This is a genomic window from Roseibium sp. SCP15 (assembly GCF_040329435.1).
In the GTDB taxonomy this organism is placed as follows: Bacteria; Pseudomonadota; Alphaproteobacteria; order Rhizobiales; family Stappiaceae; genus Roseibium.
In genome coordinates this window covers 1,039,064-1,060,524 of sequence record NZ_JBDZYI010000002.1, presented here as the reverse complement: position 1 = coordinate 1,060,524, position 21,461 = coordinate 1,039,064, and the positions used below count along the sequence as shown (strand labels likewise).

Below are 21,461 nucleotides of genomic sequence, written 5' to 3'. Positions count from 1 at the left end.
TCCAGTTTTGGAGATGAAAATGCATAAGAGTCGATTGGGTGATCTTGTGATCGATTGCGAAGGTGGAGATATCGACGATCATGCATCGTTCTGGGCCGGGGCGCTTGGAAGAACGGTCGAGGCAAAGCCAAAAAATCCCCGATACCGCCGCCTGGAAGGCAAGGCTGGCGAAATGGGCATCCTGCTTCAGTCGGTAGAGCACCCGTCGCGTGTTCATCTCGACATTGAGACTGATGATCCTGAAAAAGAAGTCGCTCGTCTTGAGAAATTGGGTGCGAAAATAGTGCAACGTTTCGAGCATTGGGTGGTGATGGAGGCAACCAGCGGTCACAGGTTCTGTGTTGTCGATCCGCAGGCACCTGAATTTGAGCGATCTGCAAATATCTGGGAGAGTTGAGGATTCAGGAAACCAGTCACGTGGATCTCACGGCGTTGTGCAGGTTTGCGCAGTGGAGTTGAGTTGTCTCTCTGGCCGGATGCGTTACCTCTAGCGGCAACCAAAGCGTTATCGGAAAAGTGTGAATCACCTGACGCTGTCTGAATTCGAAGATTTCAAAGCGTTATGTGATGCTGGTGTTTCAAGGATTTTCCGAAACACTGTAATGGAGGATCTGACATGAAGCGTATTTTACCGCTGACCTTTCTTGCTGCTCTTGCCAGCGCTGGCCCACTTGCTCCCGCGCAGGCTGAAACCGCCATCCTGGCGGGGGGCTGCTTCTGGTGCGTGGAGTCGGATCTGGAAAAATTGCCGGGCGTGCGTGATGTCGTTTCTGGCTATGCGGGCGGCAAGACACAAAACCCCACCTACAAGAATTACGAGCGCGGCGGACACCGCGAAGTTGTTCAGGTGGATTTCGACGAGTCCAAGATCAGTTACGGCGACCTGGTCGGTATTTTTCTCAGAACTGTTGACGTAACAGATCCGGGCGGTCAGTTCTGCGACCGGGGCTTCGGATATTCCACTGCCATATATCCGCTGGATGAAAAACAGGCCAAATCGGCGAAGGCACAGGTCGCCAAGGCGAACGAGGCGCTTGGCGGCAAGGTTGTGACGCCGGTCGAAGGAGCTGCCGTCTTCTGGCCAGCGGAAGAGTACCATCAGGGATACTACAAGAGCGAAGTCCGTACCTTGACGCGCTTCGGCTACGTCACCCGAGCCGACGCATATAAGGGCTACCGCAAGGCTTGCGGTCGTGATGCCAGGGTCAAGTCAGTCTGGGGTGGGGAAGCCTACAAGGGATTGCCCAAGGCCGGTTCCTGAAAGATTGTCATCTCAATGCCCGGCAATGCCGGGCATTTTTGTGTTCGCTCCCTTGCAGGTTTAGTGAGTGCACATTCTATATTTGCCGTAACGTAAGTTGTGCACTACCATTTTCAGGTGGGCTCACGTCTTTGAGGACGGAGTGATGCTTGGTTTGTTTGGAAGTCGGAGTTCAGAAGAACCGGAATTTGTTTCAGAGCTCAGGGCTGTTGAAACGGAAGACCGTTTGCGCGGCAGCCTGGCTGGATTGCTCAAGGCAACAGATCTCGAGATCGTTGATACCAACACACCAACCGAATTTGCCGCAACGGCAACGGTCGCAGTGATGTCGCTGATCTTGAAAACGGTCGGTGTGAAATTCGATGACTTGTCATTCGAAAACCGGTTCATAACCGGTCTGTTTGGTTTTCTGGTTGCCCACAACCTGAGCCGCAGAACCAATGCGGATCTGGGCGTGGTGCTTGGGATTGCCGGACTCGATCTGTTTTCGCGTGAGGAAATCGATCAGATCTACAAGCTTGGCTCTTCCTACAGACGTTTGCGTCAAAACAAGAAGACGCATCTGGCCTTGCGCGAGATCGTTGATCAGTTTCTGTCTCGTCCGGACGAGGAAACGCTCGAGTATGTTGCCGGCGCCTATCAACTGTGCCTGCGATCGGAGAACTGACGTCAAGCCAGACCGTTCTCCGACCTCATTTTACGGCGTTGAGTGAAAACCTTGAACCAAGAATACTACCTGTCGCGTTGAACCCTTGGATTTCAGGCGGCGACAAGAAAGCCAATCTTTTTGCGCAAGGCCTTAGAAACGGTATCCAACCCCGACGCTGAAGATATCTGCCTTCCCGTCAACCGAGAACGATGACCATCCGGGGATGCTGTAGGTCTTGCTGCCGAACTCATAGTGCTTGTAGTCGAGCCTTGCGAAGACGTTGTCAGTGATCCGGCCCTCGACGCCGGCACCGGCGACAAATCCTACATGCGTGTTTTCATCCGAAGCACCATCGCTTTTGCGAGTGACTTTGTAGTTTCCGAAACCGACGCCGGCGGAGACATAAGGCATGAAGCGACCGGCATCATATCCTGCCCGGACGGTTGCAGCGCCGAGCCAGTTGGACTTCTGACCGGTGTTCCCGGTACTGGTGTTGCCCCTGAAATTCGTGAAAGCGCCTTCGACACTGGCGCCGAAGACGAACTGGTTGAACTGGTGATCGTAGCCAACAGATCCGCCGACAAGGCCGGACCGGAAAAAGCTGTCGCCGCCTAGGCTGTCGTCGCCGTTCAGAAAGCCGCCTCCGGCGAATACGACTGCATTGAAACCGGACCAATCAGCTCTGTTCAGGCGCAAATCTTCCACGACGCCGTAATTGGCAATCGGAACTTCCGAAGAAGGAATATCGGCCGCCAGAGCGGATGAAGCAACGCCGGAAACAGAAATCAAAAAAAGCGAGATGAACCGCATTGAATACCCCCTGACATACAACCAATGAGGGATTTATCGCTCGGATATCATCAACAAGTCGTTAAGGTAAACAAATTCAAACGCCGACTTCAAATGCCTCAACCAGTTCGATGACGGCTTCGCCATACTTTTCCAGCTTGGACTGGCCAATGCCGGAAACAGAAAGGAGAGCATCGGCCGAAACGGGGCGGGCAGCAGCGATTCCCGCAAGCGTCGCATCGGGAAAGACGACATAGGGGGGGACATTCTGGTCCCGCGCAATCTGGGTTCTCAGGCGACGCAACCGCTGGAAGAGGAGCTTGTCTTCTTCATCGAGTTCGTCAGCAATGGAAGCCGTTCTTGATGAACGTGTCTGTTTCAATCCGGCCGCGTTCCTGTCCCTTCGAAGGGCAATCTTTTCCTCGCCGCGCAAGACCGTCCGGGCATTTTCGGTCAGCACGAGCGCACCAAAATGGTCATGATCGACATCGACATAGCCGGCCGCAACCAATTGCCGGGCAATTGACTGCCAGGTCTTTTGCGGCAGGTCCTGACCTATCCCGAACACGGAGAGCCCGTCATGGCCGAAACGGGCAACCTTCTCGTTCGATTTGCCCAAAAGCACATCGATAACGTGCCCGGTGCCAAAACGTTGGCCGGTGCGGTAAATCGCCGACATCAGCTTTTGCGCAGCTTCCGTCCCATCCCAGGTTTCGATTGGAGAGAGACACGTGTCGCAGTTACCGCAAGGCTCCGGATAGGTTTCACCGAAATGTGCCAGCAATGCCTGCCGTCGGCAGCCTGCTGTCTCACATATGCCCAGAAGCGCATTCAGCTTGGTGTTTTCTGCGCGTTTGACGTCATCCGGGGCATCGCCCTCCGCAATCATACGCCGCCTTTGCACGAGATCCGCCATGCCATAAGCCATGAAGGCTTCGGAGGGCGCCCCGTCGCGCCCCGCCCGCCCGGTTTCCTGATAATAGGCTTCAACCGACGAAGGTAGATCCAGATGCGCAACATACCGCACATCCGGTTTGTCGATGCCCATGCCAAAGGCAACCGTCGCAACAAGGCAAAGACCTTCTTCCAGCAAAAAGGCGTCCTGGTGCGAGGCGCGTTTTTCAGAAGGCAGACCGGCGTGGTAGGGAAGGGCCTTGATGCCTTTTGCCGTCAGCCATTCCGCTATGTTTTCGACCTTCGCGCGCGAGAGGCAGTAGACGATGCCGCTTTCACCATCATGTTTCTTCAGGAAGTCCAGCAGCTGCTGTCGCTGATTGGTACGTTCAACGATCTCGTAGCGGATATTGGGCCGGTCAAAGCTGGTCGAAAAGACCTGAGCCTCTTCCAGCTGAAGTCTGGTGAGAATGTCCTTTTGCGTATGGGGATCCGCCGTTGCCGTGAGAGCGACGCGCGGCACACCGGGGTAACGATCCGACAAACAGGACAGGGACAGATATTCCGGTCTGAAATCATGCCCCCACTGACTGACACAATGGGCCTCGTCAATTGCGAAAAGCGCGATCTTGAGCGTATCCAGGAACCGCCGGAAATTCTCGTTGGCAAGCCGCTCCGGCGTTACGTAAAGGAGCTCGATCTCGCCATTGCGCAGGCTTTCGCGAAGTGCGGCCTGCTCTTCGGGCGACAAGGTGGAATTCAATGCCGCAGCCCGAACTCCGGCAGCAGTCAACGCGCCGACCTGATCCTTCATCAAGGCAATAAGAGGTGACACAACAATGCCAACACCCTGGCGGCAAAGCGCAGGGATCTGGTAGCACAAGGATTTGCCGGCGCCGGTCGGAAACAGGACGACGGCATCGTTTCCGTCGATCAGCGTGTCGATGACCGCGCGTTGCTTTCCGCGAAAGTCGCTGTAACCAAATACCTTTTGCAAGACGGCAAGCGGCTTCGGCTCCGGCCTGACAAGCGGAGCATCGTTTATCGGAACTGGAATGGTTTCATCCGCGGCAAGAGCGGGCGACACAGGCATGAGACAGCGGCATCCTTTGATTCCTCCGCACATTGTCTTATTCGCGGGCGGAGAGCAAACGAGCCTGTGGATGATTTAGGGAGCCGGGGCGGAACGCTGATCTAGAATTCCGCGTCAGGATTTGTGGCCAGTGTCTCGGCGCAATGAACGCGCATCTGTTCGGTCAGGTCGGTGAGATCGCCCTCCAGCCGCTCGGGCCGGATCGGTTTGCCGAAATGAACCCTGAACTTGGCATTCTTTTTGTTGAGCAACTCGTTGAAGACCGTCATGTCGCGCAATTCGGTTGATACCCGGGCGAGGAAATAGAACAGCCCGGAATTGCGTCCGCCCATATGCATCGGAATGATCGGCGCCTTGTTCTTGCGCGCCAGCGCCAGAGCCGAGGTCATCCATGGGCGCTCGGTCAGTTTGCCGTCATGCCAGTATGCCAGCCGGCCTGAGGGAAAAAGAACGACAACCCGTTCCTTCGAGAAAGCAGAAGACGCGAGCTTTATGGTTTCCTTTGATTTTTCGCGTGTCTTGAAGTCCGCACGCCATTCGACCGGGATAATCATGTCGGCAAGGCGCGGGTTGATGCGGATTGCATCCCGATTGGCAAAGATCGCCAGGTCGTCGCGGCGGGGCTTGATGGCATCGTAGAGCACGATGCCATCGGCGATCCCGGTCGGATGATTGGAGACGAGCACAACGGGGCCTTCGCTCGGCACGCGCTCAAGACCGAGTGTCGTTACATCAAGGCTGAGGAGACTGCTCAGATGCGCAAACACATCCAGCGCTTCCATTTGCGAAATCGTGTCGGCCATGTCGACAGCGGACTTGTAGCGCAGCACCTTGTGAGCGAAGGGACGGATGAATGGCCACCATGGGCTCGCCATCACCAGCTTGCCCCGTTCTGCAATCAGCGCGTCGACTATATGCTGGTCGGAAATAGTCCGTTGAGACGCCGCCTGGTGGCGCGCCGGCAAGGTGTCCGTCGTCTGGTCTGTCGTCCGCACAATGCACCTCTGCCCATCGGTAAACCGTACTTCTATTCAACATCGTTAACGAAATCAGCCGCTTGGTGCAAATTTTCGTTGAACAATTTTGGAGTTTAGGCCCTTGTCCGATCGAAGGCTAGTCAGCGTTCGTGACCAAATTTCGCCCTTGCCCAGCGGCAAAGTGGCTGATTGGGGATCAAATCCTGTGGGTACCAGCTCGGCTGATGGATTGGCCGGAGCTCTGAGCGTGAAAGAGAGGGAGAGATCTGATCCGTTTGCTTGGAAGAGCGAGGATCAACTCCACACCGGACTGATGAAAAGTGCGACAATCGTTAGAAAACTCGCTGCCCAGGCAACAGAACGGGGCGTTGACCGGTCAGTCCAGTAGCAGAAGATGTAAATGAGCCTGAGCAGGATAAACAGAACCGCTAGCTGATCGATCCAGTAGAGCGCGCCTCCCTGGCTGATGGCCACGAAGACAGCGACTGCAAAGAAGGGAAAGGCTTCGTATCCGTTGGCTTGTGCGGATTGGGCCCGCGCCCGGAAACCCTCTCGCCAGTAGTCGGGGTTTCTTGGGTTCGAGTTGTCGAAGTCCTTGCTCAGCTTTGCCGGGAATGCCGACAGAATGGGAAGGATGGCTGCGACGAGAATGCACCAGAAGGCAACCGGCATCTAAATCTCCTAAAATTCTTTGTCCGTTTCCATATGTGCGGTGGCTGTCGTCCGGCAAGAAAATTCGTAGTGAAATAGCACGTAAATGCCTTCGCATTTTTGGCAAGGTTGTTCCGGTTATCCTCATGAAACGCAGGAACCAGACGTTTTGTCATAAAGATTTCTCGCTCCGGCGCTAGGGGGAGGTCGCCGCGGCACGGGCCGCTGTGATCGCGCCTGCGAAGGAAAACTCCGTGACGAAGACGACCGTCCTTTTCATCTGCCCGGACAATTCCCTGCTCGGTCCCTTGGCAGAGGCTTATCTGAACTGTCGCGCGAGAGGTCTCATGCGGGCATTTTCGGCCGGCATCACTCCGGCTGAAGACCTGAACCGATATGTAAACCGGCTCCTTTCTACAGAAGGTGTTTGCGCTGACGGTCTCAACCCCAAGTCGGTCGATATCTTTCTGATGCCGCATGGGGTGGTCCCCGACAGAGTTATTTATCTTGCAGACATGGAGCCGATCACTTTGCCCCGGATCTGGAAGGCAACGACGTCAAGCCACTGGTGGAGTGTGGCCGGGAAACCGCCCTTGCGGTCAACATTCGCTGCAGGTGCGGACTATTTTCATCGAATCAGAAAGTCGATTGACCTGCTTGTTGAACCTGCCCAAACCGCTGAAGGTTCAGTCTCTTTTTGAACCGATTGATCGCGCGGTGAAGTTAATTTCGACGGGTTTTGCATTTTTGACAAATTCTAGGCTAAGAGATGCGTCGGGATAGAGGCGATGTTAAGGGAATGATTCGTCATGAAGCGCTCGGGTAAACTGGTTTTGGTTCTGGGATTGGTGGTCCTCGCCGCCGGGTGTCAGCGTTTATCCGGAGGCCGGAATTATGCTGCACCTTTGCCCGCGACACCGACCACACCGGTTGGCAGTGGGTCGCTCGCACCGCTTGATCCCAACGCGGCTCCTGTCGCAGGGTCACCGACCGACGTGGCGTCAGCTCCTGCGGACCTTGCCAACAACCCGGTTTCAGCGCCAGCCAATGCACAAACCGTCGGACGCTCAGATCTGCTCGGTGGGTGGAAACTGTCTTCTGCCGGCGACAACTGCATGGCTTTCATGACCCTGACCACATGGTCCGGTGGCTACCGTGCAAACACCAGGGGCTGTGCAACACCGGTCCTTTCAGGAATTTCCGCCTGGGATCTCAACGGCAATCAGGTCGTTTTGAAGGATGGGTCCGGCGTGATCGTCGCGCAACTCTATTCCAGCACTCCCGGGCAGTTTAACGGACAGACCTCGGCAGGTGCTCCGATCTCGTTGTTCCGTTAACAACCCTCCGTATTTATGCTGGACATTGCGCGTTAAAAGTGTATATTTGCACACCTACCGGAAAGGCTGTGCAAATGTCGAAATACGAACCACTGCGTGAGCATCTGGCTCTTCTGAAAGACGTTGTCTGGGCTGCCAAGCTGGAAGAAGTGGAGGAAATTATTGGTTCCTCGCTTCCCAAGAGCGCCCGGGAGCACCGTACCTGGTGGGCTAATTCCGGTGGCAGCCTGGTGCATCAGAATGCCTGGCTCGACGCGGGCTGGCGCGTGGAACGCACTGACTTGATGCGCGACGTGATCGTGTTCAGGCGGTTGCGGATCGGTGGCACGGTACTCGCCAACAGCGCAGCGCGGGCGGATCGGGCAGCAAAAAATCCCCAAAAGGCTGCCGAGCGGCGTCTTGCCAAGGAAATGGCCGCGCTTCGCCAACCGGCGACGGTCACGCTCCGGGCCGAATGGAGTGCGCTCGGCGAGGTTCAAAGCACTCCTTGTTCAAAGAACACTGTTCCGCAAAAGGGCGGTGTCCTGCGATTTGCGGCTCTGAACGGCGACGACGTACAAACGGTGATCGTGGCCACCATGTCCGTTCAACAGGCCTATCGCAGTTTGCGCATGGAAATGAAGGGCCTGGAAAACGACACAGACAGCTCTGTTGGTGCCGAAGTCTTTGAAAGAACGGAATTTGACTCAAAGGCGCCAATCGAGTGCGATGTCGTTAAGGCAGGAAATGCCTGGCTGCTGACCGACGGACGCGGCCGGAAGGCAGACCTTGACGAGCAGTCCGAGTGCTATCTGGTCGCGCAGTTGCTCTATCTTCAGGAACTGCAAAACGGCAGAAAGACGATGCTACTTCTGCGCTAATTGCCAGGTCAGCGCGTATTCAGCTCCTCCCGCACGGTGAACAATCATCGTGCCCAACGCCCGCAACCGGTCTTCCGGTCGCGGGCGAACTGGTATTGAAGGCTCGTCACTGGAAATGATCCTCGACAACGGCATTGATAAAGTCGGTCTTGCCGCCATTGTAACGGTCCCAATCGGGCGGATTGCCGAATTTTGCAATCAGGTCCTGTTTGAGCTTTTCATATTCCTGAACGAGCGTCGGGTTGTTTCGCAAGGCATCGCGGAAGCGTCGCCGTTTGACTGGCGCCAGGCAGTCTGACCTGCAAATACACAATCGGTGAGCCAAGACAGAGAGCTCCGGTTCAGATTGCCTTGGACCGAAACAAAATCCCTTTGAACGCGTAAGTTGTATCTCTTTCAGGTTATGCAGATAACCCAGATTGGCGTAGCCAAACTCCTCAAGGCGAATGCTGACCGGTTCAGGCGAAATTCCGGGACACAGCACAACGTCGATATGTAGTTTGGGCTTGGTCATCAAACCCGGGATTGAAGTTGAGCCAACGTGGTCGAGACGCGCTACCGTGTCCCCCAGCAAACAACGCAGGTCTCCAATCAGCCGGTCAGCCTGCTCGCTCCAGGAAGGGTCATGACCAACAAGTTCAATTGTCATGTCGCGTGAAATCCATAAATTTCAAACGGTTGAAAAACGAATACGTTAACTCGGGTAACAGGTTCGAAACATATCATGACTTGCATCTGCGGCGTTTTGACCGTATTTCGCCGTGCAAATAACACCCCGGGCCCCATGAGTCCTCATGGAGGGAGCAGCACCCTTGAGAATGGAACTGCCGGTCAACAGCGCACTGAATGCCCGCTACGACGCGCTCATCGTGTCGGGCCAGATCAAAGAAGATCCCGTTCAGCGGGAAGCCGTGCATCAACTCGATCTTCTCAACACTCGATTGGCGGAAACCCGTCTCGCATCCAAGAAGAGTTCGCTGGGCTGGTTGTTTGCCAGCAAGAAGAACCAGTTATGGGCGGCCGTGCAAGGTCTCTACATGTGGGGCGGTGTCGGGCGCGGCAAGACAATGCTGATGGACCTCTTCTACGAGGTCACGGTTATTCGCAGAAAGCGTCGGGTCCACTTTCACGAATTCATGAATGATGTCCATGAACGTATTCATGAACACCGCCAGGCACATAAGCGCGGAGAAGTGAAGGGGGACGACCCGATACCCCCTGTCGCCAGCCAGATCGCGGATGAAACCCGGTTGCTTCTGTTCGATGAGTTTTCGGTCACCGACATTGCCGACGCGATGATTCTGGGCCGCCTGTTCACGCAATTGTTCGAGCGCGGTGTCATTGTGGTGGCAACTTCCAACGTCGAACCGTCGCAACTTTACAAGGATGGCCTCAACCGGCAACTTTTCCTGCCATTCATTCAGATGCTGACCTCGAAAGTGAAAGTGTTGCATCTGGATTCGCCCACAGATTACAGGCTGGAAAAACTCGCCGGAGCGCCCGTCTATGTCACCCCTCTCGGGAACGAGGCGGATGAACAGATGGACCGGATCTGGGTTAAACTCACCCACGATATGAAGCCGCATACGGAAGAGCTGGAAAACAAGGGGCGGAAGATTCACGTGCCTTGTGTTGCGGCCGGTGCTGCGCGTTTCACCTTTGAGGATTTGTGCATGCAGCCACTTGGCGCCAGTGATTATCTGCGCATTGCCAATGCCTACAGCACGGTCTTCCTGGATCATGTGCCGGTCATGTCGAAAGCGCGGCGCAATGAAGCCAAACGCTTCATCACGCTGATCGATACACTTTACGATAACGGCATCAAGCTGGTCGTCTCGGCGGAGGCAGAGCCGACATCGCTATACGTGGCCGAGGACGGAACCGAGGCGTTTGAATTCGACCGAACGGCCTCGCGTTTGATCGAAATGCGGTCCGAAGCTTACCTTGCGGGTAATCACATAGGAGTACACGCATAGGTCTGCATTCCCTATAGGTGAATTATGCAGACGGGAAGATTTGAGAAATTTTACTTCCGTTTGGGCAATATTCTTTTGGCGAGGTTGCGCAGGCGGCACAAAGGGAGTAGTGCCATCCACAGTCATCGGCGGATGGCACATGGTTCCATCTTACGTAAAGGGAAACTTTCGATATGGCACGGAACAAAATCGCCTTGATCGGCTCAGGTCAGATCGGCGGCACACTCGCTCATCTGGCAGGTTTGAAGGAACTGGGGGATATCGTTCTCTTCGATATCGCGGAAGGCATTCCGCAGGGCAAGGCACTCGATCTTGCAGAATCTTCCCCGGTTGACGGATTCGACTCCAACCTGTCCGGTGCCAACAGCTATGAAGCTATCGAAGGCGCAGACGTTGTCATCGTCACCGCCGGCGTACCGCGCAAGCCGGGCATGAGCCGCGACGATCTTCTTGAAATCAACCTGAAGGTCATGGAGCAGGTCGGCGCCGGCATCGCGAAATACGCACCGAACGCATTTGTCATCTGCATCACCAACCCGCTCGACGCCATGGTCTGGGCACTGCAGAAATTCTCCGGCCTGCCGAAGAACAAGGTCGTCGGTATGGCCGGCGTCCTGGACAGCTCGCGCTTCCGTTACTTCCTTGCTGAAGAGTTCAACGTTTCCGTCGAAGATGTCACCGCCTTCGTTCTTGGCGGTCATGGCGACACCATGGTTCCGCTGACCCGTTACTCCACCGTTGCGGGTATCCCGCTGCCCGACCTGGTCAAGATGGGTTGGTGCACGGCTGAGCGTCTGGAAGAAATCGTTCAGCGCACCCGTGACGGCGGCGCTGAAATCGTCGGCCTTCTGAAAACAGGTTCCGCATTCTACGCACCGGCAGCCTCCGCCATTTCCATGGCAGAGAGCTACCTGCGTGACAAGAAGCGCGTACTGCCTTGTGCCGCTTCTCTCGATGGCCAATACGGCCTGAAGGACACCTATGTGGGGGTTCCGGTCGTGATCGGTTCCGAAGGCGTCGAGCGCGTGATCGAGATCGACCTTCAGGGCGAAGAAAAAGCCAACTTCGAAAAGTCCGTCGCTGCGGTCGATGGCTTGGTTGATGCTTGTAAGAAAATCCAGCCGGCGCTTGGCTAAGCCCAGGCATTCAGGAAATAGCAGCCGTTCCTTCCCGACGAAGGAACGGTTCTCCGAAAACGGGGGAAACACATGAACATTCATGAATACCAGGCCAAGGCGGTGTTGAAGGAATTCGGCGCTCCGGTGGCTGAAGGCGTCGCGATTTTTTCTGCCGACGAAGCTGAAGCCGCTGCAAAGAGCCTTCCGGGACCGCTTTGGGTCGTGAAGTCCCAGATCCACGCTGGTGGCCGCGGCAAGGGCAAGTTCAAGGAACTGCCGGAAGACGCAAAAGGTGGTGTCCGTCTGGCTTTCTCCTTGGATGAAGTCACCGCACACGCCAAGGAAATGCTCGGCAACACTCTTGTCACCAAACAGACCGGTGATGCGGGCAAGGTCGTCAACCGCCTCTACATTGAAGACGGTGCCGACATCGAGCGCGAACTTTATCTCTCCATTCTGGTGGACCGCACTGTCGGCCGTCCGGCCTTTGTCGTCTCCACCGAAGGTGGCATGGACATTGAAGCCGTTGCCGAAGAGACCCCGGAAAAGATCATCACCCTGCCGATCGACCCGGACACAGGCGTAACCGAAGCTGACGTGGCCAAGCTCTGCGAAGCTCTGGAACTGACCGGTGCCGCTGCCGAAGACGGCAAGAAGCTGTTCCCGATCCTGCACAAGGCTTTTGTCGAAAAAGACATGGCGCTTCTGGAAGTGAATCCGCTGATCGTCATGAAGGACGGCCACCTGCGTGTTCTCGACGCCAAAGTGTCCTTCGACGGCAACGCGCTCTTCCGCCACGACGACATCATGGCTCTGCGCGACGAGACTGAAGAAGACGCCAAGGAAATCGAAGCGTCCAAGTATGATCTTGCCTATGTTGCCCTGGACGGTGACATCGGCTGCATGGTCAACGGTGCCGGCCTTGCCATGGCAACCATGGACATCATCAAGCTCTACGGTGCCGAACCGGCCAACTTCCTCGATGTTGGCGGTGGCGCTTCCAAGGAGAAGGTGACGGCAGCGTTCAAGATCATCACATCCGATCCGAACGTCAAAGGCATCCTGGTCAACATCTTCGGCGGCATCATGCGTTGTGACGTAATCGCGGAAGGCGTGATCGCAGCCGTTCAGGAAGTTGGTCTGCAGGTTCCGCTCGTCGTGCGCCTGGAAGGCACAAACGTTGAACTTGGCAAGAAGATCATCAACGAAAGCGGTCTGAATGTTATCGCCGCTGACGATCTCGACGACGCCGCCCAGAAAATCGTGAAAGCCGTCAAGGGGGGCGCATAAATGTCGATCCTCGTCAATAAAGACACGAAAATCATCGTTCAGGGCCTGACCGGCAAAACCGGTACGTTCCACACGGAACAGGCGCTCGAATATTACGGCACCAAGATGGTCGCTGGTGTGCACCCGAAAAAGGGTGGCGAGACCTGGGGCAGCGTTGAAAGCTCTGCTCAGCTGCCGATCTTTGCGAGCGTTGGCGAAGCCAAAGAAGCAACCGGTGCAGATGCATCCGTGATCTACGTTCCCCCGGCAGGCGCGGGCGCAGCGATCATCGAGGCGATCGATGCGGAAATCCCGTTCATCGTCTGCATCACCGAGGGCATCCCGGTGGCGGACATGGTCAAGGTCAAGCGCCGGTTGGAGAAATCCAATTCCCGTCTGCTCGGCCCGAACTGCCCAGGCATCCTGACACCTGAGGAGTGCAAGATCGGCATCATGCCGGGCTCCATCTTCAAGAAGGGTTCGGTCGGTGTTGTTTCCCGTTCCGGCACGCTGACCTACGAGGCCGTGTTCCAGACCTCCAATGCAGGTCTTGGCCAGACCACTGCAGTCGGCATCGGCGGTGATCCGGTCAAGGGCACCGAGTTCATCGACGTCCTGGAAATGTTCCTTGCCGATGATGAGACCCAGTCGATCATCATGATCGGTGAAATCGGCGGGTCCGCCGAAGAGGAAGCTGCTCAGTTCATCAAGGACGAAGCCAAGAAGGGCCGTTCCAAGCCGATGGCCGGTTTCATTGCAGGCCGGACAGCTCCTCCGGGCCGCACCATGGGCCATGCCGGTGCCGTGATTTCGGGCGGCAAAGGTGGTGCTGAAGACAAGATCGCAGCCATGGAAGAGGCAGGCATCAAAGTGTCTCCTTCTCCGGCGAAGCTCGGCGAAACCCTTCTCGAAGTGTTGAAGGGCTAAAAGAGCAAGAAAATTTGCAGCAGGTGACGGAAACTGTTTACGTTTCCTGCTGCATGATGGAAGGATAGGTTACGGCGCGTCAGGTGCTGTGACTAATTTTCGAGGGGCCGGTGTTTCGGCACCGGTCTTTGTAGGGAACCGGCCGCGGGTCAATTTCACGGCCCGCCAAAACAAAAAGGGCGGAGCAAACCTCCGCTAGATGGACATGGCACGGCAGGAAGCGAACAACGTATTCGCACTGACGTCGTTGCTTTACGGCGCCAACGCAGCCTATATCGAAGACCTCTACGCACAGTACAAGACGAATCCGAACTCGGTAGAACCCGAGTGGCGGGACTTTTTCGCGGCCTTCCAGGACGAAAAAGAAGCCGTCTTGAAGGAAGCGCGCGGGGCACCGTGGAAACGCAAGGACTGGCCGATCGAGGCCAATGGCGATCTGGTCAATGCCTTTGACGGCAATTGGGCGCCGATCGAACAGAAGCTTGGCGACAAGCTAAAGAAGAAGGCCGAAGCCAAGGGCGAACCGATTTCGGACACCGAGGTTCATCAGGCAACACGCGACTCCGTCCGCGCATTGATGATGATCCGCGCCTACCGCATGCGCGGTCACCTGCATGCCGACCTCGACCCGCTCGGGCTCGCCGGCAAGGGCGATCACGAAGAGCTGCACCCGTCTTCCTATGGATTTAGCGAAGCCGACTGGGATCGCAAGATTTTCATCGATCACGTCCTTGGTCTTGAATACGCCACCATCCGCGAGATGCTGGACATTCTAAAGCGGACCTATTGCTCAACCCTCGGCGTCGAGTTCATGCACATTTCGGATCCGGCCGCGAAGGCCTGGATTCAGGAGCGCATTGAAGGTCCGGACAAACAGGTCGCTTTCACTTCTGAAGGCAAGAAGGCGATCCTGAACAAGCTGATCGAATCCGAAGGCTTTGAGAAATTCCTGGACGTCAAATACACCGGTACCAAGCGTTTCGGTCTTGATGGTGGTGAAGCGCTGATCCCGGCACTCGAACAGATCATCAAGCGCGGCGGCCAGATGGGCCTGAAGGAAATCGTTCTGGGCATGGCGCACCGCGGCCGCCTGAACGTGTTGTCCCAGGTGATGGGCAAGCCGCACCGCGCCATCTTCCACGAATTCAAGGGCGGCTCCTACGCTCCTGACGACGTCGAGGGTTCAGGTGACGTGAAGTACCACCTCGGTGCGTCTTCCGACCGTTCTTTCGACGGCAACGACGTTCACCTGTCACTGACGGCCAACCCGTCCCACCTTGAAATTGTCAATCCGGTCGTGCTCGGCAAATCCCGCGCCAAGCAGGATCAGCTGGCTGCCGACGACAACGGCAATTTCATCGAAACCACTGAAATCGACCGTGGCACCGTACTGCCGTTGCTTCTGCACGGCGATGCGGCCTTTGCCGGTCAGGGCGTCGTTGCCGAGTGTTTCGGTCTTTCCGCGCTACGCGGTCACCGCACCGGCGGTTCCCTGCATGTGATCATCAACAACCAGATCGGTTTCACGACCAATCCGCGCTTCTCGCGCTCCTCACCATATCCGTCCGATATGGCCAAGGTGATCGAAGCGCCGATCTTCCACGTCAATGCCGACGATCCGGAAGCGGTTGTTTTTGCGGCCAAGATTGCGATTGAATTCCGTCAGACGTTCCAGCGTCCGGTGGTCATCGACATGATCTGCTACCGCCGTTTCGGTCACAACGAAGGTGACGAGCCGGCGTTCACGCAGCCGATCATGTACCGCAAGATCCGCAAGCACGCGACGACCCTGCAGCTCTATTCCGAGCGCCTGATCAAGGAAGGCGTTCTGAGTCAGGAGGAAGTCGACCAGATGAAGGCCGACTGGCGCAAGCATCTGGATGGCGAGTTCGACTCCGGTCAGGCATTCAAGCCGAACAAGGCTGACTGGCTCGACGGCAAATGGGCCGGCATGAAACGGGCGGCCGACGAAGACGATCCGCGCCGCGGCAAAACCGGACTGTCAATCAGCGAGCTGAAAGAGATCGGCCGTGCCCTGACGCATGTGCCCGACGGCTTCAACATCCACCGCACGATTGCGCGCTTCATGAACCATCGCGAGCGCATGATCGAAACCGGCGAGGGGATCGATTGGGCAACCGCTGAAGCTCTGGCTTTTGCATCGCTCCTGAAAGAAGGTCATCCGGTGCGCCTGTCTGGTCAGGACTGTGAACGCGGTACGTTCTCGCAGCGCCATTCGGTTCTGTACGATCAGGAAGACGAAAGCCGTTACATTCCGCTGAACAACATCGCGCCTGGTCAGCAGCGTTACGAGGTCATCAACTCGATGCTCTCGGAAGAAGCGGTGCTTGGCTTTGAGTACGGCTACTCGCTGACGGAACCGCGTGCGCTGACAATGTGGGAAGCCCAGTTCGGCGACTTCGCCAACGGTGCACAGGTGCTGTTCGACCAGTTCATCTGTTCTGGCGAGCGCAAGTGGTTGCGCATGTCCGGTCTCGTCTGCCTGTTGCCGCATGGCTATGAAGGGCAGGGTCCGGAGCACTCGTCTGCCCGTCTGGAGCGTTATCTCCAGCTTTGCGCGGAAGACAACATGCAGGTCGCGAACTGTTCGACCCCGGCCAACTACTTCCACATTCTGCGCCGTCAGCTGTGCCGTGACATCCGCAAGCCGCTGATCCTGATGACGCCGAAATCGCTTCTGCGTCACAAGAAGGCGGTCTCCAAGCTCGATGAACTCGGCCCGGATTCAACCTTCCACCGTCTGTTGTGGGACGATGCCCAGATCAATCCGGCCTCCGAAACCAAACTGGTTTCGGATGACAAGATCAAACGCGTCGTCATGTGTTCGGGCAAGGTTTACTACGACCTTTACGAAGAACGCGAAAAGCGCGGCATCGACGACATCTATCTGATGCGCGTCGAGCAGCTTTATCCGTTCCCGAAGAAGGCACTGATGATGGAGCTCGCGCGCTTCCCGCAGGCTGAAATGGTCTGGTGTCAGGAAGAGCCGAAGAACATGGGCAGCTGGTTCTTTGTCGAGCCTTATATCGAATGGGTTCTGGAACAGATCGATGCCAAGCACAAACGTCCGCGCTACGCCGGCCGCTTGGCCATGGCGTCGACTGCGACCGGCTTGATGTCAGCGCATTTGGCGCAGCTTCAGGCATTCCTCGAAGAGGCTCTTGGAAACTAATCAAGAGGGGGTCTGAGGACCCCCTTTCAAAATCTGGCCAGGTAATTTTAAGAGAAGGCGACCATGGCAACCGAAATTCGCGTGCCCACGCTGGGTGAATCCGTTTCTGAAGCAACTATTGCACAATGGTTCAAAAAACCGGGTGAGGCCGTCAATCAGGACGAACCGCTGGTGGAGCTGGAAACCGACAAGGTAACGGTCGAAGTGCCTTCTCCGGCAGCCGGCACCCTGGAAAGCATCGTGGTCAAGGAAGGCGACACCGTCGAAGTTGGCGCGTTGCTGGGCCAGATCGCCGAAGGTGCTGCAGCCGCTGCCGCGCCGGCAGCCGCAGCTCCGGCAAAAGAAGAACCCAAATCCGGCGCCAAGGTTGAACTTGTTGATGTCGTGACGCCGAGCGCTGGTGAATCCGTCACCGAAGCTGAAGTCGGAGAGTGGAGCGTCAAGGTCGGCGATGTGGTCAAGACCGACGACACGCTGGTCGAACTGGAAACTGACAAGGCAGCCCAGGAAGTCCCGGCGCCGGTCTCCGGCACCATTGTCAAGATCGCCGCTGAAACCGGGGCTACTGTCGAACCGGGCGTTCTGCTGTGTCAGATCGATCCGTCGGGCGCAGGCGCCGCAGCAGCCCCGGCAGCTGCAGCCGCGGCACCGGCTCCGGCTGCAACTCCTGCTCCGTCCACAACCATGCCACCTGCTCCGTCTGCTCAAAAGATGATGGCAGAGCACAATCTCGCAGCCGATCAGGTTGCCGGTTCCGGCAAACGTGGACAGGTGCTCAAGGAAGATGTCATCAACGCGATCGCGTCAGGTGCCACGGCATCCGCTTCCGCTCCGGCCCCGACCCAGATCGCCCGCGCTCCGGTCGCCGCTGAGGATGAAGTCCGTGAAGAGCGCGTCCGCATGACCAAGCTGCGTCAGACCATTGCGCGCCGCCTGAAAGACGCCCAGAACACCGCAGCTATGCTGACCACTTACAACGAAGTGGACATGGGCCCGGTCATGGAACTGCGCAAGCAGTACAAGGAGTTGTTCGAGAAGAAGCACGGCGTCAAGCTCGGCTTCATGGGCTTCTTCACGAAAGCCGTAACGCATGCCCTGAAGGAAATCCCGGCGGTAAATGCCGAGATCGACGGCACGGACATCATCTACAAGAACTTCTGCCACATCGGCGTCGCTGTCGGCACCGACAAGGGCCTTGTTGTACCAGTCGTGCGTGACGCCGATCAGATGTCGATTGCCGAGATCGAGCAGGAAATCGGCAATCTCGGCCGCAAGGCACGCGACGGCAAGCTCGGCATGGCCGACATGACCGGCGGTACCTTCACCATCTCTAACGGTGGTGTTTATGGCTCGCTGATGTCGTCCCCGATCCTGAATGCGCCGCAGTCCGGCATCCTGGGTATGCACAAGATCCAGGAACGGCCCATGGCGGTTAACGGTCAGGTCGTGATCCGTCCGATGATGTATCTGGCGCTCTCCTATGACCACCGGATCGTTGACGGCAAGGAAGCCGTGACCTTCCTGGTACGTGTCAAGGAAAGCCTGGAAGATCCGCAGCGCCTGGTCCTGGATCTCTGATCCGACCAACATGGCAATAGCGTAAGGGGGCGGGTATGAGCCTGGAGTTTCTGATCACCGCACTGGTCGTCGTGCTGGTTCCCGGAACCGGCGTGGTCTACACAGTGGCGGTTGGGCTCGGCAAGGGGCGGCAGGCAGCGATTGCCGCCACCATTGGCTGTACCCTGGGGATCATTCCGGCCATCCTGGCCTCCGTTGTCGGGCTTGCGGCCCTGATGCATACCAGTGCCCTGATCTTTCAGGTCGTGAAATATGCCGGCGTCGCTTACCTTCTTTATCTGGCCTGGCAAACGCTGAAGGACAGCGGTCCTCTGGAACTGAAAGCAGACAAGGGTGCGCGCAAAAGCCTTTGGGCGACGGCGCGCACAGGCATCCTGATCAACATTCTCAACCCGAAGCTGACGGTCTTTTTCCTGGCATTCCTGCCTCAGTTCGTCAGCCCGTCTGCTGCCAACCCGACATTCGACATGCTGCTGCTTGGTGGCGTCTTCATGGCCATGACCTTTGTTGTCTTTCTTGGTTATGGCCTCTTTGCTTCACTGGTCGGAGAAAAGGTTCTGCAGAGCGAGCGGATGATGGTCTGGATGCGCAGGACCATTGCAGCAACGTTTGCCGGGTTTGGTTTCCGTCTCGCGTTGGCGGAGCAGTAACGCCCGCACGGCGGAACACGGGCACTTGGGAAAGGGGTTAAGAGAATGAGCGCGATGAAACGCTCCTTTCTGACAGTTCTTTTCCTGATCGCGTCCCTGTTTGGTCTGGTATCGGCGGCTGTTTCCGATCAGCAGCGCACGGCGCTGGTTATTGGCAATGCTGACTACGCTTTCGCGCCGCTTGCCAATCCCGTCAATGATGCCGTGGCCATTGCCAAGGCGCTTGATGGCGCCGGCTTCAACGTCATTTTGCAAACCGATGTCAGCCGCGATGGCATGAAGGAAGCCCTGCGTGCGTTTGGCGACCGGCTGAAAGCAGACAACAGCATCGGCATGTTCTACTTCGCCGGTCATGGAATCCAGATCCAGGGCGAGAACTATCTTCTGCCGCTCGGAGCAGATTTTCCGAACGAAGAGACAGTCAGAACCCAGTCACTCGCGGTCAGCGAGGCGGTTGAACTGATGAGTTCTTCCCATGACGGCCTGAACATCATTGTTCTGGATGCCTGCCGCAACAATCCCCTTTCGGGTGACACGAAAGGGCTTACCCGCATTGACAGCAGCGCAAGCCTGTTCGTTTCCTATTCGACCTCACCCGGAGCGGTGGCGCTTGATGGCCAGGGCATCAACAGCCCGTATACGAAGCATCTGGCGAGCGCGATCGAAACGCCGTCACTCAGTCTTGAAGAGACGTTCAAGCGCACATTGAAAGGTGTCTATCAGGACACCAGCGGTGAACAGACACCGTGGATTTCGTCTTCCTTCTTCGGTGATTTCACGTTTCTTTCCGGTAACGGCGCAGAGACGGGCGCAGAGCCTGCACAGGTTTCGGCCATGTCTTCAATTGGCAAGGCACTTGCTGAAAGTCTTGCCCGCAACGGACCTGCAAGGCGCATTTCGGGAATCTACCGGGTTGCAGGATCCAATCCCGACGGGTCCGGTTATTCCGGCATGCTGTCGATCACGCCGGATGGCAGCAACGTTCACTTCACCTGGTGGATTGGGGACGACGTTTTTACCGGAGTTGGAGAATTTGCCGGTCGCATGCTTGTGGTCAACTGGGGCGACAAGCACCCGGTTGTTTACACGTTCGAGGGCGAAAAGGCCCTCGACGGCGAGTGGGCAGACGGTTCGGCGACCGAAAGACTGACTTTGTTTTCAAGATCCGCTCAGAAAAACCTCGCTCTTCGTGAAGGCACCTACAGCGCGGCTGGCAGGAACCCGGATGGGTCGACCTACACCGGTACCGTCGAAGTGTCCCGGCAGGGTCGCAAGTTCACTCTGATCTGGCAAGTCGGCGCGGACAGCTATCGGGGCGTCGGGGCGCTTGAGGGAAATGTTCTGACTGTGGACTGGGGGGATACCACGCCGGTTGTTTATGCCCTGACGGGTGATGGCGTTCTGCAAGGTCTGTGGTCCGGCGGCCGAGGCTCGGAAAACCTGCAATTCGTGAGCGGCAGATAGGAGACGATCACAAGTGGTGGAAACTGTAATATTGGTGACTGGCGGTAGCCGGGGAATTGGCGCCGCGGCCAGCCGCAAGCTTGCTGGCCTTGGCCATACGGTACTGGTCAACTACGCGGTCAACAAGGCAGCGGCGGACGTTGTTGTCGGCGAGATCGAGGCAGAAGGCGGCCGGGCAGTCGCCGTTCAGGGCGATGTCCAGCACGAAGCGGAAGTGCTGAAACTGTTCGGCGAAGCAGACCGGCTTGGCCGTCTGGTTGGCCTGGTGAACAATGCCGGCGTTGTCGACCATGCTCAACGGGTCGATGAAATGACGGTCGACCGTCTGACCAGGATGTTTTCCATCAATCTGGTTGGAACATTCTTGTGCGCCCGTGAGGCCGTCAAGCGCATGTCGACCAGGCATGGCGGCATGGGCGGAACCATTGTCAATCTGGGGTCGGCCGGGTCCAAGCTTGGGTCTCCGGGGCAATATGTCGATTACGCCGCGTCCAAGGGGGCAATCGATACGATGACCGTCGGCCTTGCGCTGGAAGTCGCGGACGAAGGCATTCGCGTCAATGCGGTCCGGCCCGGTATCATCGATACTGAAATTCATGCATCTGGCGGCATTCCCGACCGGGTGGCTCAACTGCAATCCAAACTGCCGATGAAACGTGCGGGCACCGCTGATGAAGTGGCCGAAGCAATTCTTTGGCTTATGTCTGATCATTCCAGCTACACGACCGGAGCCATTCTGGACGTGTCCGGGGGCCGGGCAATCCTACCATGATCC

Annotated in this window: 20 protein-coding genes; 15 read left to right on the top strand and 5 right to left on the bottom strand. The window is 56.9% G+C overall.

Annotated elements, in window-relative coordinates:
- The first annotated feature begins 19 nt into the window (after nt 1-19).
- The 3 genes from ABLO27_RS12300 (at nt 20) to ABLO27_RS12290 (ending at nt 1,928) form a co-directional block, all read left to right on the top strand.
- Nucleotides 20-397 carry a VOC family protein gene (locus tag ABLO27_RS12300; protein ID WP_353033210.1) on the top strand — a complete coding sequence of 126 codons (378 nt, stop codon included), beginning with the start codon at nt 20-22 and terminating at the stop codon, nt 395-397.
- Between the two features lie 219 nt (nt 398-616).
- Nucleotides 617-1,261 carry a peptide-methionine (S)-S-oxide reductase MsrA gene (msrA, locus tag ABLO27_RS12295; RefSeq protein WP_353033209.1) on the top strand — a complete coding sequence of 215 codons (645 nt, stop codon included), beginning with the start codon at nt 617-619 and terminating at the stop codon, nt 1,259-1,261.
- 145 nt (nt 1,262-1,406) lie between these two features.
- Complete coding sequence (locus ABLO27_RS12290; RefSeq protein ID WP_353033208.1) at nt 1,407-1,928, top strand: hypothetical protein; 522 nt, start codon at nt 1,407-1,409, stop codon at nt 1,926-1,928.
- Between the two features lie 132 nt (nt 1,929-2,060).
- Here the strand turns inward: ABLO27_RS12290 and ABLO27_RS12285 are convergent, their stop codons facing one another.
- The 4 genes from ABLO27_RS12285 to ABLO27_RS12270 form a co-directional block, all read right to left on the bottom strand.
- On the bottom strand, nt 2,061-2,720 hold the full coding sequence (locus tag ABLO27_RS12285) for an outer membrane protein (RefSeq protein WP_353033207.1): 660 nt from the start codon (nt 2,718-2,720) through the stop codon (nt 2,061-2,063).
- A 76-nt stretch (nt 2,721-2,796) separates the two neighbouring features.
- The gene (recQ, locus tag ABLO27_RS12280; protein ID WP_353033206.1) at nt 2,797-4,686 is read right to left on the bottom strand and encodes a DNA helicase RecQ; all 1,890 of its coding nucleotides are present in this window, start codon (nt 4,684-4,686) and stop codon (nt 2,797-2,799) included.
- A 101-nt stretch (nt 4,687-4,787) separates the two neighbouring features.
- Nucleotides 4,788-5,681: a 1-acyl-sn-glycerol-3-phosphate acyltransferase gene (locus tag ABLO27_RS12275; RefSeq protein WP_353033205.1), complete on the bottom strand. Its 894-nt coding sequence runs from the start codon at nt 5,679-5,681 to the stop codon at nt 4,788-4,790.
- Between the two features lie 276 nt (nt 5,682-5,957).
- Nucleotides 5,958-6,335, bottom strand: a complete 378-nt coding sequence (locus ABLO27_RS12270) for an MAPEG family protein (protein ID WP_353033204.1) — start codon at nt 6,333-6,335, stop codon at nt 5,958-5,960.
- A gap of 233 nt (nt 6,336-6,568) precedes the next feature.
- On the opposite strand from ABLO27_RS12270, the gene ABLO27_RS12265 reads away from it, so the two are divergent.
- The 3 genes from ABLO27_RS12265 to ABLO27_RS12255 all read left to right on the top strand — a co-directional run bounded on the left by ABLO27_RS12265 (nt 6,569) and on the right by ABLO27_RS12255 (nt 8,511).
- The gene (locus ABLO27_RS12265; RefSeq protein WP_353033203.1) at nt 6,569-7,015 is read left to right on the top strand and encodes a low molecular weight phosphatase family protein; all 447 of its coding nucleotides are present in this window, start codon (nt 6,569-6,571) and stop codon (nt 7,013-7,015) included.
- Nucleotides 7,016-7,123: 108 nt separating this feature from the next.
- Nucleotides 7,124-7,651, top strand: a complete 528-nt coding sequence (locus ABLO27_RS12260) for a protease inhibitor Inh/omp19 family protein (protein WP_353033202.1) — start codon at nt 7,124-7,126, stop codon at nt 7,649-7,651.
- Between the two features lie 74 nt (nt 7,652-7,725).
- A complete protein-coding gene (locus ABLO27_RS12255; RefSeq protein ID WP_353033201.1) occupies nt 7,726-8,511 on the top strand; it encodes a DUF7662 domain-containing protein in 786 nt (261 codons plus the stop codon).
- A gap of 106 nt (nt 8,512-8,617) precedes the next feature.
- On the opposite strand, the gene ABLO27_RS12250 is transcribed toward ABLO27_RS12255, so the two are convergent.
- Complete coding sequence (locus ABLO27_RS12250; protein ID WP_353033200.1) at nt 8,618-9,160, bottom strand: GrpB family protein; 543 nt, start codon at nt 9,158-9,160, stop codon at nt 8,618-8,620.
- Between the two features lie 145 nt (nt 9,161-9,305).
- On the opposite strand from ABLO27_RS12250, the gene zapE reads away from it, so the two are divergent.
- From zapE to ABLO27_RS12205, 9 genes are all read left to right on the top strand, one after another.
- Nucleotides 9,306-10,487 (top strand): cell division protein ZapE, encoded by a 1,182-nt coding sequence (gene zapE / locus ABLO27_RS12245; RefSeq protein ID WP_417714773.1) that lies wholly within the window; start codon nt 9,306-9,308, stop codon nt 10,485-10,487.
- 173 nt (nt 10,488-10,660) lie between these two features.
- Nucleotides 10,661-11,623, top strand: a complete 963-nt coding sequence (gene mdh / locus ABLO27_RS12240) for a malate dehydrogenase (protein ID WP_353033199.1) — start codon at nt 10,661-10,663, stop codon at nt 11,621-11,623.
- A gap of 72 nt (nt 11,624-11,695) precedes the next feature.
- Nucleotides 11,696-12,895, top strand: coding sequence for an ADP-forming succinate--CoA ligase subunit beta (sucC, locus tag ABLO27_RS12235; protein ID WP_353033198.1), 1,200 nt, complete (start codon nt 11,696-11,698; stop codon nt 12,893-12,895).
- Nucleotides 12,896-13,801: a succinate--CoA ligase subunit alpha gene (gene sucD, locus ABLO27_RS12230; protein ID WP_353033197.1), complete on the top strand. Its 906-nt coding sequence runs from the start codon at nt 12,896-12,898 to the stop codon at nt 13,799-13,801.
- Between the two features lie 205 nt (nt 13,802-14,006).
- Nucleotides 14,007-16,994, top strand: coding sequence for a 2-oxoglutarate dehydrogenase E1 component (locus tag ABLO27_RS12225; protein WP_353033510.1), 2,988 nt, complete (start codon nt 14,007-14,009; stop codon nt 16,992-16,994).
- A gap of 63 nt (nt 16,995-17,057) precedes the next feature.
- On the top strand, nt 17,058-18,572 hold the full coding sequence (odhB, locus tag ABLO27_RS12220) for a 2-oxoglutarate dehydrogenase complex dihydrolipoyllysine-residue succinyltransferase (RefSeq protein ID WP_353033196.1): 1,515 nt from the start codon (nt 17,058-17,060) through the stop codon (nt 18,570-18,572).
- A 35-nt stretch (nt 18,573-18,607) separates the two neighbouring features.
- Nucleotides 18,608-19,222, top strand: a complete 615-nt coding sequence (locus tag ABLO27_RS12215; protein ID WP_353033195.1) for a LysE family translocator — start codon at nt 18,608-18,610, stop codon at nt 19,220-19,222.
- 45 nt (nt 19,223-19,267) lie between these two features.
- Nucleotides 19,268-20,686: a caspase family protein gene (locus tag ABLO27_RS12210; protein WP_353033194.1), complete on the top strand. Its 1,419-nt coding sequence runs from the start codon at nt 19,268-19,270 to the stop codon at nt 20,684-20,686.
- Between the two features lie 13 nt (nt 20,687-20,699).
- On the top strand, nt 20,700-21,458 hold the full coding sequence (locus tag ABLO27_RS12205; RefSeq protein WP_353033193.1) for an SDR family oxidoreductase: 759 nt from the start codon (nt 20,700-20,702) through the stop codon (nt 21,456-21,458).
- Nucleotides 21,459-21,461 lie beyond the last annotated feature (3 nt).